Here is a 16,549-nt window from a genome sequence, read left to right as displayed (position 1 = left end):
ATATTGTGAATTATTTTTTATCCTCTATGAAGTGATTCGTGAATAATTTCAAGCATAGAATCTGCTGTAATGGACGCTCCGCCAATAAGGGCTCCATCAATATCAGGTTCTTCAAGAAGGCTCGCAACATTTGCTGCTTTTACACTGCCGCCATAAAGTATATGGACGTCTCGATGTCCCTCCCCTTCAATGTCAATATTACCGTAATTACATAAAAGTGTGCGGGCATAGGAACATGCTTCTTCTGCATTTTCAGGGCTGGCTGTACGGCCTGTGCCTATGGCCCAAACAGGTTCGTATGCCCAAATTGTTTTTTTGATCTCTTCTTTTGTAAGGCCATTGACGGCCTTAAGAATTTGCCGCTCTATTACTTCAAAGGTTAAATCGGACTCTCTCTCCGAAAGAGTCTCTCCAAAACAAAGAACAGGTGTTAAACCATGATGGAGAGCCGCCTGCAATTTTTTATGAATAAGGTCGTCTGTTTCACCCATTATGTGCCTTCGCTCACTGTGGCCAATGAGGACATGACTACATCCCGTTTCTTTAAGCATTGGGAGTGAAATTTCGCCAGTAAACGCCCCTTTATCTTCATAAAAGCCATTTTGTCCCCCGAGAAAAATCCCTTTTTTAACGTTTTGAGCAAGAATTTCTGAGCCTACATACAGTGAAGTAAAAGGTGGAAAAATACAAACCTCTAAAAAACTTCTTTCCAGCTGGTCACAAATGACTGCGTCCTCACATATCTGCGCGGTGAGATCTTTAAAGAATATTTTCGTTTCTTCCAGGCCGTTGTTCATTTTCCAGTTTCCAAAAAGAAATATCTTTTTCACAGGAAAAAACTCCTTCCTTTTTGAGCTTCTTTTAAAATTGAGACGGGAGCTTTTGGCTTCCCGTCTCCTCTAGTTGCGATCTATCTTTTATCTGGCCTTCGCTTATTGTGTTTCTAATAGAGGTTCAATGCCGGGCAATATTTTCCCTTCACAAAATTCCAGGCTTGCGCCGCCCCCGGTCGAAACGTGAGTTACTTTTTCTGAAAATCCTAATTTCTTGACAGCTGAGGCCGTATCCCCGCCACCCACTACAGTTACACCACCATTTTTTGTACATTTTTCTACCGCTTCTGCAACAAGACGGGTTCCTTCTGCAAGAACAGGGTTTTCGAATACGCCCATGGGACCGTTCCAAAGGATCGTTTTGGCCTTTTCAATATATGAAGCAAACAAAGCGGCTGTTTCTTTGCCAATATCAAGCCCCATATCAGAAGGAGAAATCTCATTTACAGAAACCTCTTTTCTGGGAGCATCACTTTCTAAAGAATCAGCCACAGCTGTATCCACTGGAAGTACAATATCTACGCCTATCTCTTTGGCTTTATTCAGCATTTGACGAGCAAAATCTGCCTTGTCCTCTTCATAGAGGGAATGTCCGATATTTTTACCCTGAACTGCAAGGAAAGTATAGGCCATGCCGCCGCCAATAAGAATTGCCGACGCTTTAGTGAGAAGGTGGTCAATTACTTTTATCTTATCTGATACTTTCGCTCCACCAAGAATCAATACAAAAGGTTTCTCAGGGGCCTCGCTTACAGCACTGAGCATTTCAATCTCTCTGGATATGAGATGCCCGGAAAAGGAAGGAAGGTATTCCATTACACCTCTTGTTGAAGCATGCGCCCTATGAGAAGCGCTAAAAGCGTCCATTACAAATACTTCAAAGGGATGTGCGAGTTTTTTTGCAAAATCAGAATCGTTCTTTTCCTCTTCTAGGTAAAACCGGGAGTTCTCCAAAAGAATGACCGTACCAGCAGGGGCAGAGTCTACCGCGTTTTTTACTTTCTCTCCAATGACGTCATCTACAAAAGTCACAGGGCATCCCAAGGCACTCTCAATCTTTTCTACAACATGGCTTAAAGACAGGGAATCAACCCTTTTACCCTTCGGGCGTCCTAAGTGAGAAACAAGGGTAACTTTTGCTCCCCAATCAAGAAGTTGGCGAATAGTGGCAACGTGAGCATTAATTCTTGTCACGTCAGTAACTATCCCATCTTTTAAAGGAACATTGAAGTCTACCCGCATGAGTACCTTTTTATTTTCTACATCTTGACGAGAGAATTCTCGTAGCTTCATTCCTTACAGCCCTTTCTTGATCATATAGTTTACAAGATCAATACAACGGCAGGTGTAGCCCCACTCGTTATCGTACCAGACCAAGATTTTTACCATGTTGCCAATAGACATGGTATGCCGAGCTGCAAAGATAGAAGAGTGCTGATCTCCGATAAAATCAGAGGAGACCAGATCGTCTTCTTCATACACCACATAATGGTTCATGTCACCTGCTGCTCGTTTTTTCACCGCCTCGTTTACTTCCTGGGCTGATACTTCTTTGTTAAGTTCAGCAACAAGGTCTACAACTGAAACGTCAGGAGTGGGAACACGAAGGGCTATGCCGTTCAACTTGCCTTTGAGCTCAGGAATGACAAGTCCAATCGCTTTAGCTGCTCCAGTAGATGTGGGAACCATGGAGAGAGCTGCAGCTCGGCCGCGGTGGAGTTTCTTATGGGAAGAATCCATCAATTTCTGGTCATTTGTATAGGCATGGGTAGTTGTCATAAGGCCTCGGACTATGCCGAACTCTTCGTTGAGGATCTTTGCCACAGGAGCGAGACAGTTTGTGGTACATGATGCATTTGAGACCACATGATCCTTTTCAGGGTCATAAAGACCTTCATTAACGCCCATGACAAAAGTAGGGATCCCTTCTCCACTTCCCGGCGCTGTAATAACAACTTTTTTTGCTCCCGCTTTTAAATGTGTCTGAGCTCCTTCGAGATCCTTAAAGATGCCTGAAGACTCTATCACGATGTCAACTCCAAGATCGCCCCAGTTCAATTCAGAAGGATCCTTATGGGCTAGAACTTTTACCCTGTTGCCATTGACGATGAGATCGTCTCCATCAACCTGAACCTCGCCGGGGAAACGGCGGTGGATGGAATCGTATTTAAACATATAAGCCCTCTGTTCGGGGGTTGTACGGCTATTTGTCGCCACTATCTCAAAAAGACCCTCCTGGTCATATTGATACATAGCACGTAAAGCAAGTCTTCCAATGCGGCCAAAACCATTGATAGCAACTCTAACCTTCTTCATTATGCAGCACCCTTTCTATATATACATTGTAATAAATTGTAATAAAATATTATTTCTCGAAACTTATTATATACCGTGAGGCAATTGCTCAGCCATTTCCTTTAGCTTTTGCCAACGGTATTTGACAGTACTTTTACTCACTGGTTTTGAAAGTAATTGTCCCAACTCTGTCAAAGTCGCGCTAGGATATTGCATCCGTGTTTCTATAAGCTCTTTCAAAGGTTCTGGCAAAGTCGCCCAGACCTTTTCGTTCTGAAAGACTTTAGCTATTTCAAGCTGCCACTCAGCAGCCTCAAGAGTTTTTCGTATGTTGGAAGCATCGCAATTCACAAGTCTATTCGCTCTGTCACGCATAGCCCGAACAATGGCCTTTTCCTCTAATTTCAAAGATGTATCAAAAAGTTTAAAGTTACTTAGCAATGTAACAATTTTCTCCTGATCTCGTAAAAGCAATTCATATTGTTCGTCCACCATACGCTTGCCCATGGGGAAATATTTGTTTTTCAAAAGGGATAAGACCATGTCCATCAATCTATAGAACCTGAAGCGGAAGGCAAGGTAATATCCGCTTTTAGGCACATATAAAGAGCCGCAATTTCCCCATACTCCCCGCAGCCATGCCCAATCATTTTTTCTTTTAGCGTTCTCTCCCCAGACAACAACTTCAGCTATTAGTGTTTGGGGAATGGAAAGAGTTACGTTTCCCTTAAAACTGGCTGGAACGTTAAGGATCGTTGGCAGTTCAACTCTCTGCCCCCATCGGGAATGGGACCAGATTCTTCTTAAACGCCGGAATACCCATAGTCGCCGCCCTGAAAGGACAACTAATCGTTCCTTTGTTAAAAATTCAGGTGACGCAGGCATAAGTCCCCAAAGGACTCCTGCTACTTCTGAATCTGCATTTGTACTGGAAACAGGAGAGAAAACCCATTCGTCCCACATCGTTTCACTAATGCTCTTCATGGCGTGGCTACACTTCTTTCAAATCTCTGCATATTCTCATAAGAGTTTCTGAAAGGCCCTGCCCATCATGGCGGACCACAGATTCTTCATAGACCTTAACGTAATTTCCTTCAATAATATGACAGCCTTTTTCCAGAATCCTTTCCCGTTGAGATTCATCTAAATATAATGGAACCGCTCCTTCATTGAGATAGGCCTGAAGGAGGGCTTCCGGTATCGACCCGTTATTGACCACCACATAATCCGGAACTGCCTTCACCGCTCTTTCAACCCATTCTAAGTGGTGCAGTATATTCATTCCATCTGTTTCTCCTGGCTGAGACATGAGATTGGCAACGTAAACTCTGGGAAGAGGCGATTCCTGAATTTTCTGGGCAACTTTCGGCAAAAGCAAGTTCGGCAATACACTGGTAAAGAGACTTCCTGGCCCCATAACAATAAGATCTGCTTCCTCTATGGCCCGTATCACATCAGTAAGTGGCCGGGCGTCTCGTGGCTCAAGCCATATATCCTTCAAATTTTTTCCGCAGGAAGAAATTTGCAGTTCCCCACGGCATAGCTGCCCGTCCACTGTTTCAGCTATAAGGGAAACTGCCTCAGTTGTTACCGGTAAGACCTTACCTCGAATGGCGAGAAGATGATTCATTTCTTCTACGGCAACACGGAAGTCGCCGGAAAGCTCTGTAACTGCCAAAAGGATGAGGTTCCCAAGGCTATGGCCGGAAAGATCTCCTCTATCGAATCTAAAATCAAGAATATTGCGAAGGGCATTATCATTTTCTGCCAGGGCAACAATACAGTTTCGAACATCTCCTGGGGGGAGAACGCCCCATTCCTGCCGCAATCGGCCGGAACTTCCTCCCTCATCTGTGACAGCCACTACTGCTGTAATGTTTCTTGTGAAAGATTTAAGCCCCAAAAGCAAGGTAGAAAGTCCCGTTCCACCGCCAACAGCTACAATGTGAGGCCCCATGGACAGTCTATACTCTACTGCCTTTGCCATAACATCTTTTTTAGGAGAAGGGCGAAAAAAACTTACTTTCCTATTTTTAAAAGAGAGAACAAACAAGGTTAGAAAAGCTGTGATTAATCCTAGGAGATATGCTATGCGCCAATCCATTAGTCTCCCACCTGGCCTCGTTCTATATCCCTGTGCCTTACCACACACCGCACGCCCTTTTTACTATAATATTCAGAAAGCCACTCCACCACTGCTACTGAGCGATGCTGGCCGCCGGTGCAACCCACAGCTATATGAAAGGGTGATTTCCCTGATGAAAGGTAGACAGGAATGAGAAAATCCAAAAACTCATAACAACGGGCAAGAAATAGGCGAGTTTCCTCAGGGGTTGAAATATAGCTTTGGACATCGGGATCCTTTCCCGTTAGATGGCTGAGTAGAGGAATATAGTGAGGGTTCACTAAAAATCGCACATCCAGCATGAAATCACTATCCTGTGGAATCCCGTATTTGAAACCAAAGGACGAGAATACTACGGACGCAATAGCTTCAGTCCGTATAAATTCAGCTATAAGACGATCTTTGAGATCTCGTATGGAGAGCCCAGATGTATCAAGTACCACATCAGCATATTCCCTCACTGGAGCCAATAAGACTCTTTCTTTCTGGATGCCCTCGAGAACAGGTATATGGTCTCCCAGCGGATGTCTCCTTCTTGTTGTTTCAAAACGCCGTACTAGGCTTTCATCAGAGGAATCCAGAAAAAGAACCTGTACAAGAGGGATGGTCCCTTTAAGAGAATCAACGACAGAAAAAAGGTCGTTAAGAAGCCGTCCCCCCCTAACGTCGACAACGGCTGCAAGTCCTTCCTGCACTGCCGCCCGATGTTGGGAAAGGAGCTCCAGAAGCTGCGGCAACAATGCTGGAGGGATATTATCAACGGCAAATAGCCCCTGATCTTCCAGGATGTTCAATACCGTCGATTTTCCGGCTCCTGACATCCCTGTAATAATAAGACACCGGCGAACTCTGTTATTCTTAATGTCCACATTCCTTCTCCCAATCTCGTAGTATTTCAACGCCGTGTCTCAGCACTGGGACAACGGCCTCAAAGCACTCAAGAGCCCCCTTCTGACTTCCAGGAACAGCAATAATCAGGCTTTTCCCTCTTGTTACAGCAAGCCCCCTGGAAAGAATAGACCGAGGTGTATAGTAAACCGTACGACTTCGCATAAACTCCCCTATTCCCGGGATTTTTTTATGGGCTACGGCCTCCAGAGCTTCTGGCGTTACATCTCGCTCTGATAGACCTGTGCCTCCTGTCACCAGAATAATATGAAGATCCTTCTGGTCGACCCAGTGGCGGAGTTTTTTTTCTATGGTTTCCTTTTCATCGGGAACAATGGCCTGTTCCTCTACGATGCCGCCAATGAGAGTTACCGCTCTGGATAAAGCAGGACCAGCAGTGTCATCCCTTAAACCCTGACTTGCTTTATCACTCACCGTTAAAACACCAACACGCAGAGATCTCCATGTTTCTATTTCCGAAGATACAGAAATAAAACCACTTTGCTGCACAGAAAGTTCCCACTGAGAAGGGGCGTGTTGTCTTTCTATACGAAGCAACACGTCACTTTCTGCAACGGCCAACAAATTCCCTATCTCCAGATCTTTAAGAAGGGAGACCCGTAAGATACAGGCCGCACCTTCATAAGCAGGCATATCTCCTGGCTTTACTATGAAAAGAGTGGCCAGGTTCCCATTAACAGAAGATTGACCATCTCCTCGCTTGTTGACATAGCATATTCCATACTCACGCCGATCCTCATTACTCAAAATACCGAGAAGTTTCATTCATGCTCCTCCTCTGAAACCCTATAATCTCCACTTTTGCCCCCAATTTTATGAAGCAATCGCACATTTTGTATCACCATACCCTTATCTATGCCTTTACACATATCATAAACTGTGAGGGCTGCTGCCATTACGCCAGTAAGAGCTTCCATTTCTACTCCAGTTACACCTTTCGAAGCCGCATTGCACGTTATCTTAATCCTGTTTTCTTTAGGCAACAGCTCACAGTGGATCTCTACCTTGTCAAGACTTATATTATGACAGAGGGGGATAAGTTCCGAAGCTTTTTTTGCAGCCATTATTCCTGCAACTTCCGCAACTTTCATTACATCTCCCTTATCTGTGGTTCCCGAAAGAAGGGCGTCTCGAATAGTTTGAGGCAATAAAACCACTCCCTCGGCAAGAGCCTCGCGTGCAGTCCTTTCTTTTCCGCCAACATCGACCATTCGCGGGTGTCCAAGGTCATCAAGGTGGGAAAATGGCTCCATGTCAAATTACCCTCCAATCCGAGACATATGTTCATCTCCCGACTCCATATCAAGCCATCGTCGGGGTTTCATCTTAATTGCCTCTATAATACCCTTTTTTACCATTTCTTCATCCCGTTCTCGTAATGCATTGCTAATGTTAACCCCCTTTTGGCTAAAAAGACATGGTAGAACTTGCCCTGTAGCCGTTATGCGGAGACGATTGCATGTATCGCAAAAATGATGGGTTACCGCAGCTATAACTCCAAGACGTTGCCCTGTCAGAGTATTCACTAGATAGCGGGCAGGACCTGCATTATCTTTACTTTCTGAGGTGTCGTCCCGCCAACTGTTTGCATCCGGAAGGGATGAAAGGATGTCATCTGCAGAAATAAAACGGTTGTAATTCCAAACATCCCCATGAAGGGGCATAAACTCTATGAGACGAAGCAATACTCCTTCCCTCTCTGCAAATAATAAAAGATCGCCTATCTCATCTTCGTTAAACCTATTTATCAATACGGTGTTGAGTTTCACTATAGTGTCGCTATGAATGGCTACTGACCTGATTCCCCGAATAACATCCTGAACGTTGCCGGTGCCTGTTATGAGTTTAAATTTTTGCGGGTCCAGGGTATCAAGACTTATATTTATACTTTCAAGTTTAAGGGATAAAATATCATCTGCTACAGATGCAAGCATTGACCCATTGGTAGTAACGGAAAGGGCCGCCTGCGGGAATTCCTCTCGCACTTTTTTAAGGAATAAAGGAAACCCCTTTCTTACAAAAGGCTCCCCGCCAGTAAAACGAAGCTTGCCTGCTCCCATATTGGCAAGGACATTACAAAGGAATAATAAGTCTTCATATCGAAGGATATTGCTATGGTCGATCCACTTAATGCCTTCACGAGGCATGCAGTACTGACATCTGAAGTTACAGCGATCTGTTACTGAAATACGAATGTAATGCAGGATTCGACCGAAGGAATCCTTCAGGAGTTCCATCGATATCCCCCTAACTTATCTACGTCCCGCCTCCACTCTGGATCGTCCAGGGCATCCAAAAGAGCCTGAATGCATGGATGGTCTTCATATTCCTGGGGGTAAACAAGCTCGTAAGGCTCTTCTGTTATAGGAATAAAATCAAGGCCGAGAGCATCAGCAGCAGCCTTAATGCCCAGTGCAGCATCTGCTACCCCCGAAGCAATACGATTTGCGGCATCGAAATGGGTAGTAGCCTGAATTGAATATCCATTAACATCAGAAACAGCTATCCCCTTTTCTTGCAAAAGAACATCGAGGAGCACACGAGTGCCCGCCCCTGGTTGACGATTTATAAATCTAACTCCTTTTTCTGCCAGGTCTTCAACAGTAAAAACATGAAGGGGATTACCAGGTGCCACTAGGATCCCCTGTTTTCTGTAAAAGAGCAAGCGACGTTTCCACTGCTTCCCGTTAGAAAGTTTTTCAATGTATGTGTCGTTATACGATCCTTTTTCTGGATCAAGAAGGTGGCAAGCGGCAATATGGCACTCTCCCCTTGCCAATGCAGACAGACCGCCAAGACTTCCTACTGAACGATAGATAAGCTCACCACCCCTTTTATGCACATAGGATCCCAGACGTTCAAAAGCGGGGTCATTCGATCCTTGAAAAAGAAGACGGCGAGTCCAATCTATTTTGCGAGTCAGCCATACTTTTAAGTTCGTTCCAGCCGGACACTCTGCCACAGGCCTGGGCAAAAGGGCAAAACCATCTGCCTCGGACATGGTCCACATGGTACTAGAGCCTGACGAGAGAGGAAATACCCTTTTCTCTCCCTGCAAGGCTATTGCCTTTATCCGCAGCCATTCATTTCGGCCGGGTACAGACGAACAGGGAGTCAGAAGCTTCATTGTTTCTTCTGTTTCCGCACCCATAGCCTGTTTAAAAACTGTGGCTTCATCGAAATTCCCTTCTGCTAAAAGCTGGAGGAGGGGGAAAACAAGGGTCCATAAAACAACAGCTGTTGACATTGGAAATCCAGGAAGATCTACCACAGGTTTTCCCTTCACCTTCGCTGCCATTGCTGGACGCCCTGGTTTCATCAAAAGCCAGTGGAAAAGCATGGTGCCTTCTTCAGAAAGGATAGTCGATGTATAGTCCTTTTCTCCTTTAGCGGAACCTGCCCCTACAAGAAGAAGGTCATAATCCTCCACCCCATTGAGAATGCTTTTGCGGATGATTTGAGGGTCATCTGGCAGTGGATCTGTTACGTCGAGGGGAAATCCCCAACGGTGGAAATAAGCTTTCAACATGGTAGAATTGCTCTCTACTACCTTTCCGCAGACTGCTCCCTCACTTAACCATGTCTTGCCAGAAACTATTTCATCACCAGTTGGAATATACAGTGTTCTAGGTTTGCTCCACACAGGAACGAAAGAATACCCCGACGCAAGAAAGAGTGCCGCTAATGCAGGAGAAATTTTGTCTCCGGCACGGGCTATTATTTGTCCACATGTCACATCTTCCCCTACTGGACGAATATTATCTCCCATTGAAAGAGTTCTATATACGGCTAATTTCCCGTCTTTCACAGAGGAATCCTCAACCATTAAGACTCCGTCATATTCAAGAGACACAGCCATCCCAGTATTAATCCACTGGTATTCCTCTCTATCAAGAAACACTGGCGTTGCCGAAGACGCATTTGCTGTCTTTTTAGTAGAAAGAGCGTAACCATCCACAGCTGAGGCGCTAAAATGAGGTACATTCCTCTTCGAAAAAACATCCTCTGCTAGAATTAGATCTGTACACTCATCTACGGGGACATTGTTCTTTTTGTGAAGAGAAGAGAAATTCTGTCTAAAAACCAACCATGCTTCTTCAATGGAAACATGTTCCCTCCATTCTTTCACCATGGTATGAACTCCACCCTTTCTCCCTGGCGAACTGTTTCTACCTCCTCACCCAAACGAATAAGTCCATCTGAATGGTTTAGGGCTCCTACATACCCTGATTTAGCCAGGATGGGAACAACCCGATTATTCCGCAGCGCTGCGGGATAAAATTTTTCTATACCTGTACACCCTATGATATCAGTTGTTGTCTCTAAGGAAAATGCGCTTTTCTTGGATATTCTTCCTGCAATAAGGTCAAGAAGGGGAATAAGCAGAACTTTTGCCGCTACCATACAGGAAAGAGGGTGACCTGGGAGTCCCATTACTAATTTCTTCTCTTTTAATGAGCCTGCTATTAAAACAGGCTTGCCTGGCGACATTCGAACCCCTCGTACAATTAATCCTGGTGTTGCCAACGTTTCGAGCACTTCAGAACAATAATCCCTGACACTCACTGAAGAACCTCCACTAATGAGGATCACGTCAAATGCATGAAGAGCTTCATATAAAGCGTTCTGTAAAGCCTCTTTTGTATCTCGTATAATTCCTAAAGATGTCACATCATACCCCTGATCTTTGAGAAAAGACCAAAGTACCCAGCTATTTACATCTCGAATGCACCCGGGGGGCAATGGATCTGTTTTAGCCTCCATTATTTCGTCCCCCGTGCTAAATATGCCTATTTTAAGGTTCAGACAAGGCACTAGGATTTTCCCCATGGTAGCAAGAATGCCCAGGGTTTTAAAAGATACTCTGTCGCCGCGACAAAGCACTTTTTCTCCCAAGGAAATTTCTTCCCCTTTATAAATTACATTTTCTCCCCTCTGCGCCCCTTTGCGAACCTCTATCCAAGGGCCGCTTGCTGCTGTATCTTCGAGCATAACTACACTATCAGCGCCCTTTGGCAAAATTCCTCCCGTATGAATAGCCATAGTTTCCCCTGGATTAAGAACCTTGTCCGGCACCTTTCCCATAGGAATTTCACCAATCAAATTCAGATAGACTGGATAAGAAGAAGTTGCCCCTGAAATGTCTTCACTTAGGACTGCATAACCATCCCGTAAACTTCTTGTGAAAGGAGGAGATTCTATCGAAGATATTATATCTTCGGCAAGGAAGCCACCTAGACACTGCTCAATATTTAGAAGGTCAAAAGAAAGGTCCCACGGGAAACGTAGGACCTCAGATACTTTAAGGATGCTTTCTAACCGATCTGTTAAATTTTCAACAAAACCGGACATTTCCTTTCTCCTTTTCTATCGCAGACGAACGACAAGAACAGGATGGCCTGCCTGCTTTAATTGATTTGCCTGTTTGTCAGCTTCACCTCTTTCATTTCCAGCCCAGACTGTCACTCTGTAAAAAGTACTGTTGCTGACAAGAGCCTTGGACACAAAGGCCTTATACCCTTCTTTTTCAACTTTTTCCTTTAAGCGGTTTGCCGATTCATTGCTCTTAAATGAGCCTATTTGGATACCCCAGGCACTATTCTCCACTCCCCCAGTTACGAGCTTCCCATCCTGAGCTGGAGCTGCCATGACCACTTTTGTGCTTTCAGCAGTAACTGCAGCAGTTTTCTGCGTCCCGCCTTCCGATGCAGTCTGGGGGGTAACAGGTGCTGCAACCTGGGGAGCAGTTGGAGCTGTAGATCCCGCCACTGGGACAGCATTTTCAGCTTTATCAGGTGCAGCTTTTGGGGTCTCATCAGCTGTAGATGCGACTGTTGAAGATGGGGCCGCCGTCGTAGTCGTTTTTTCCTGAACTATAACTGGTTTATGTTGTTCTCGAGAAGGCTCTGAAAGAAAAAAGAATTTGATGCCCACAATTAAGAGACCAACAGCTATGAGGCCAATAATAGGAAGCATCAGGTCTCCAAAGGGAAGCATAGGTTTTTTGTCTCTCTGCCTGCGATTCTCTCGTGCTGACATGGGAAAACCTCCTGTTTTTTCAGTTCTACAAGAAGAAACGAGCAAGAGCCATCTTAAAACGGCCCCCGCCCGTTGTCGTGTTTAAATAAAATTCCCTTTGACGAGGGTTATTTTGAGGAACGTGACGACCTTCTGATAATTGAAGGAACGTCATAGGTGTTTTTGGGAACGCCGCTCATGGTAAATAGATCTTCTTCTGGTGCTGAAACAACCTCGGCCTCCTCTAAGACAACACCTGGAGAACGCAAAGTTGTTTTACTGGTACTTACCGCTTTCGCTGTTCTTACTGGAGCACGTCGATCTTTTTCAGAAGAGAACCCTGTCGCAATGACAGTTATTTTCATCCGATCTTCCATAGATTCATCAATGGTGTGCCCCCAGATTACTGTGGCATCTTCATCTGCAGTTCCCTTTATCACTTCTGCTGCCAGCTGGATTTCGTGGATACCAATATCACTGCTGCCAGTTATATTAAAGAGTATTCCCTTTGCGCCATCCATAGGAGTGGCCATGAGCGGACTGTTAATAGCAGCTTTCGCCGCAGTTTCAGCCCTGTTATCCCCATGTCCCTCACCAATCCCCATAATAGCGGAACCTGCATTTTTCATGACAGTTCTCACGTCAGCGAAGTCAACGTTTATAAGACTGGGCTTTAAGATAAGATCTGTCACTCCCTGCACCGCCTGACGTAACACTTCATCTGCAAGCTTAAAGGCCTCTGTCAGACCTGTTTTTTTATCTGCAATTTCAAGGAGACGATCGTTTTCTACCACAAGAAGAGCATCTACTTTCTCTTTAAGAATTGCCGTGCCATCGTTGGCATAGTTCCTTCTTCTCTTCCCTTCAAAAGAGAAAGGGTTCGTTACTACTGCAACAACAAGAGCTCCTGACTCCTTTGCTATTTCTGCGATAACAGGAGTCGCACCTGTCCCCGTTCCGCCCCCCATGCCTGCTGTAAGGAAAACCATGTCTGCGCCTGAAATGAGCTGTCGTATCTCTTCCATTGACTCTTTCGCTGCCTCTGATCCCACGTCCGGGTCAGCACCAGCACCAAGCCCTCGAGTAAGTTCTCTTCCCAAAATGACTCTTGTTTTCGTTTCAGAAAGCCCGAGAGCCGCCATATCTGTATTAGCAGCAATGCATTCCACACCCTCAATGCCATTTCGGATAATGTGATTTAAAGCATTACCGCCACCGCCTCCAACCCCAATAACTTTAATATTTTCCCGATGAGGCCGTGTCGCATTGTCTATCTGAAAAACATGCTCCATTCCGCATCCACCCCACAATACATCAGAAAAGTTCTTTAATCGATTTCTTCACCATCTCGAGGAAATGGCGAAAGCCTTCCCCCCCGCTTGCGCTTTTAGTGTTTCTCTGTTGTCCTCCTCTTTTTGCTGCCAGGTAGGCAGACATTCCTCCTGATCGAAGAACCTCAATTGGCGCTTCGATATACCGATAGGGGTTCCGCTCTTTATTCATAATATATCTAATGATTCCGGAAGAAGTGGTGTACTCACAATCATTCCGCCCAGGAGGCATTTGAAAACTATCAAGGGGATCAGCAATACGAACTGGCAAATTCATCACTTCAGTAGTGAAAGTTTCAATCCCGCCTGTTTTAGCTACACCGCCCGAAAGCACAATCCCCGCAGGAAACATATGAACATTCTGGTCAGAAAAGGTCTTTAACACATGATCAACAAAAAGCTCTTCAAGACGGCAAGAAACCACATCAACAGCCTCTGAAACCTCAAGAAGCTTTGTTCGTCCCCGCGCTTCAACTTCTACCGTATCATCATTTTCATCGAGAATAAGAGAAATCTGATGTTTGATGTTTTCAGCTTTGCTGATAGGAATTTTAAGCACATAAGCTAGATCATTAGTTATATGGTCTCCGCCAATGGGGATAACTGTAAGTCGGACAGGACGTCCGTCAGAAAAGAGAGCCACTCCGGTTGTGCCTCCTCCAACGCAGAGGGAAACCGCACCGGTACGTGTTTCTTCATCCGTAAGGGAACCAAGGGCGCTAGCCAGAGATTTAATCACAAGTCCGTTGACATTCAATCCTGCGCTCTCAACACAATTAATAATATTCTGTATAACAGATGTAGGTACGATCACTGACTGCAGTTCAATTTCCAGACGTATTCCCGTCATTCCAAGGGGATCATCTATACCGCTGTTTCCATCAAGGGAGTATTTTACTGGGATGGTATGGAGAGTCACGCGATTTGAAGGAACCGAAAGCTCACTCTGGGCCGCTTCAATAACACGCTCAATGTCCTGGATGCCTACTTGTCGAGGTACTCGCCCCAAGGAAACCATACCTCTCGACGTTATGCTTGCAGCGTCAATGCCACTAAAAGCCACAGTCGCCTCGTCGATTTCGAAACCAACCATTTTTTCAGCATCCTGTACTGCCATCCGTACAGCTTGCACCGCCTGTTCCAGGTTTACAATAAGTCCCTTGCGGATACCCAAAGAAGGAGCTGAGCCAATACCTATAATCTGGGCATCCTGGAAACGGGAATCCCTTTCCGCTACAACAACTGCTATTTTACTGGTACCTAGATCCAGCCCCACTATTATTTCTGGCTCTGTGTACACTTTATTCCCGCTCCCTTCCTACGATCGATCAAATTCATAGCGTTTTAACCACTATCTTATTCCCATAGGTCGCGTCTATCTCTACAATTTCATTGCCAGAAGGCAGATCTTTCATAACCTTTGGTAATGCCTGTGATATAACTGGCCACCTCTCTGTATTCTCATCAAGATAAATACTCACAAAACGTTTTTCCCATTTTACTTCAATTGTGAAGCTGTAGCTACCTGCTTTTCTTCCAAGCTCAACTTTCTTGATTGGCGCACCCCAGTTATTTTTTCTGATTTCTTCGACCCAGTTTTTGAGAGAACTGAGAGGCAAAGCACTTTGAAAGATAACTCGGCCTGGCTCTCCTGCGCCATCTATAGGAATTGGAAGACTATCTTTTAAATTCCATACTGGAACGTCAATATCCACATTATTTCCATAGATGTACTTGCTTGCGACGCTATCTCCATCCCATATTCTGCCATCTCTTGACATGTACCAGCGTGTCCCTTTTTGCACCAAAACGATCCAAACATCCAGGGGTTGTGCGGATACCTGTATATCCCTAAAAGAACGAAACTTTATTGATAAATCAACAGGAATTTCCCGTTCAATCTTCTCTTTTACCTTATCCCGGCAGAAAAAGACAGCGGGACAGAAACGTAAATAATCCGAACTGAAATGACTCCAGAACACTTGTTCAGAATAGGGGTCAGGAAGATGTAATTCCATACGTTGTGAAGATAGCAATAAAAAATTGGATTCGACGCAATACACTATCCCCAATATCAAAAAAAGGAGTAATAGCAAGCGTTTCACATGCAACCTCCTCTACTTTCCACTTCATGTTCAAAAGCCCCTCACTTCAAGCTCTAGAACATACCCCGTCTTCTCAAACACTCTTCTTCGGCACTCTTCTATCAGAGCCCAGATGTCCGCTGCCTTAGCATCACCCATATTGAGAATGAAGTTGGCATGGGCCTCAGATACTATGGCACCGCCTACTCGAAGTCCCTTGCAGCCGCATTCATCTAACAGCTTCCCGGCACTCTCGCCGTCAGGATTTTTGAAAATACATCCGGCACTTTTAAAACCGCGAGGCTGGGATTTTCTTTTTTGCAAAAAATTATCAGCCTTTTCTTTCACCCAATATGAATCTTTTGCCTGTAAACGCAAACCACACGCTGTCACTATATAGTTTCTTTCTTGAAGAACTGATCGTCGGTAGCCCCAAGGCAATTCTTCTTTCTTAAAACGAAGCACCTCTCCACTCTCATCTACAACTTCAACCCATTGTATTACATCTGAAACAGTTTCTCCTTGAACACCTGCATTTCCTATGATAGCGCCGCCTACAGTTCCAGGAATCCCGATACCAAACTCCATTCCGCTAAAACCATAGCGTAACCCGAAAGAAACAAGGACTCCTAGAGAAACTCCGGTCCCAACTTCTATGTCTACTTCATTGTTCTTTCTAAAAAGAGAAAAGGATGATAGGTATTTTGTACAAAGGACGAAACCCTTTATGTCGCCATCTGAAATTATAAGATTGCTTCCTCCTCCTATAATATTGAGCGAAGTATCCTCTTTCATTTTTACAAGAGTCACAAGATCTTGTGTAGAAGCAGGCCAGATACAAACATCAGCACTACCCCCCACACCAAAGGTTGTAAGGGGCGAAAGAGGAAAATGTTCTCTCACAGGTCCCGCTATACTTCGTTTCAATAATGCGACATTGCAGGGGGTCATTTC

General features: G+C 44.9%; 16 protein-coding genes. All 16 read right to left on the bottom strand.

Annotated features, from left to right (window positions below; translation table 11 throughout):
* Positions 1–17 precede the first annotated feature (17 nt).
* Complete coding sequence (gene tpiA, locus B2U56_RS03815) at positions 18–830, bottom strand: triose-phosphate isomerase (protein ID WP_213700262.1); 813 nt, start codon at positions 828–830, stop codon at positions 18–20.
* Between the two features lie 102 nt (positions 831–932).
* Positions 933–2,126, bottom strand: a complete 1,194-nt coding sequence (locus B2U56_RS03810) for a phosphoglycerate kinase (RefSeq protein ID WP_273015499.1) — start codon at positions 2,124–2,126, stop codon at positions 933–935.
* Positions 2,127–2,129: 3 nt separating this feature from the next.
* Positions 2,130–3,149, bottom strand: a complete 1,020-nt coding sequence (gene gap, locus B2U56_RS03805) for a type I glyceraldehyde-3-phosphate dehydrogenase (protein WP_286952427.1) — start codon at positions 3,147–3,149, stop codon at positions 2,130–2,132.
* Between the two features lie 66 nt (positions 3,150–3,215).
* Positions 3,216–4,112, bottom strand: coding sequence for a DNA-binding protein WhiA (gene whiA, locus B2U56_RS03800; RefSeq protein ID WP_286952425.1), 897 nt, complete (start codon positions 4,110–4,112; stop codon positions 3,216–3,218).
* 7 nt (positions 4,113–4,119) lie between these two features.
* Positions 4,120–5,232, bottom strand: coding sequence for a gluconeogenesis factor YvcK family protein (locus B2U56_RS03795; RefSeq protein ID WP_286952423.1), 1,113 nt, complete (start codon positions 5,230–5,232; stop codon positions 4,120–4,122).
* Positions 5,232–6,122: an RNase adapter RapZ gene (rapZ, locus tag B2U56_RS03790; protein WP_286952421.1), complete on the bottom strand. Its 891-nt coding sequence runs from the start codon at positions 6,120–6,122 to the stop codon at positions 5,232–5,234. Before rapZ ends, B2U56_RS03795 begins: the two co-directional genes overlap by 1 nt.
* Positions 6,112–6,927 (bottom strand): MogA/MoaB family molybdenum cofactor biosynthesis protein, encoded by an 816-nt coding sequence (locus tag B2U56_RS03785; RefSeq protein ID WP_286952419.1) that lies wholly within the window; start codon positions 6,925–6,927, stop codon positions 6,112–6,114. The genes rapZ and B2U56_RS03785 overlap by 11 nt, the downstream gene beginning before the upstream one ends.
* The gene (moaC, locus tag B2U56_RS03780) at positions 6,924–7,415 is read right to left on the bottom strand and encodes a cyclic pyranopterin monophosphate synthase MoaC (protein WP_286952417.1); all 492 of its coding nucleotides are present in this window, start codon (positions 7,413–7,415) and stop codon (positions 6,924–6,926) included. Before moaC ends, B2U56_RS03785 begins: the two co-directional genes overlap by 4 nt.
* Before the next feature lie 6 nt (positions 7,416–7,421).
* Positions 7,422–8,399 (bottom strand): GTP 3',8-cyclase MoaA, encoded by a 978-nt coding sequence (moaA, locus tag B2U56_RS03775; protein ID WP_286952415.1) that lies wholly within the window; start codon positions 8,397–8,399, stop codon positions 7,422–7,424.
* Positions 8,387–10,294, bottom strand: coding sequence for a substrate-binding domain-containing protein (locus B2U56_RS03770; protein ID WP_286952413.1), 1,908 nt, complete (start codon positions 10,292–10,294; stop codon positions 8,387–8,389). Before B2U56_RS03770 ends, moaA begins: the two co-directional genes overlap by 13 nt.
* Positions 10,288–11,514, bottom strand: coding sequence for a molybdopterin molybdotransferase MoeA (locus tag B2U56_RS03765; RefSeq protein ID WP_286952411.1), 1,227 nt, complete (start codon positions 11,512–11,514; stop codon positions 10,288–10,290). The genes B2U56_RS03770 and B2U56_RS03765 overlap by 7 nt, the downstream gene beginning before the upstream one ends.
* A 15-nt stretch (positions 11,515–11,529) precedes the next feature.
* On the bottom strand, positions 11,530–12,201 hold the full coding sequence (locus B2U56_RS03760; protein ID WP_286952409.1) for an SPOR domain-containing protein: 672 nt from the start codon (positions 12,199–12,201) through the stop codon (positions 11,530–11,532).
* Positions 12,202–12,308: 107 nt separating this feature from the next.
* Entirely contained in the window at positions 12,309–13,472 is a 1,164-nt protein-coding gene (ftsZ, locus tag B2U56_RS03755; protein ID WP_286952407.1) for a cell division protein FtsZ, read from the bottom strand.
* Positions 13,473–13,494: 22 nt separating this feature from the next.
* Positions 13,495–14,811 (bottom strand): cell division protein FtsA, encoded by a 1,317-nt coding sequence (gene ftsA, locus B2U56_RS03750; protein WP_286952405.1) that lies wholly within the window; start codon positions 14,809–14,811, stop codon positions 13,495–13,497.
* Between the two features lie 34 nt (positions 14,812–14,845).
* Positions 14,846–15,616 (bottom strand): hypothetical protein, encoded by a 771-nt coding sequence (locus B2U56_RS03745; RefSeq protein WP_213699931.1) that lies wholly within the window; start codon positions 15,614–15,616, stop codon positions 14,846–14,848.
* Positions 15,617–15,646: 30 nt separating this feature from the next.
* Positions 15,647–16,546 (bottom strand): UDP-N-acetylmuramate dehydrogenase, encoded by a 900-nt coding sequence (murB, locus tag B2U56_RS03740; RefSeq protein WP_286952403.1) that lies wholly within the window; start codon positions 16,544–16,546, stop codon positions 15,647–15,649.
* Positions 16,547–16,549 lie beyond the last annotated feature (3 nt).

The organism is Aminobacterium sp. UBA4987 (assembly GCF_002396985.1).
Classification (GTDB): domain Bacteria; phylum Synergistota; class Synergistia; order Synergistales; family Aminobacteriaceae; genus Aminobacterium; species Aminobacterium colombiense.
This window is presented reverse-complemented; position numbering and strand designations above follow the sequence as displayed.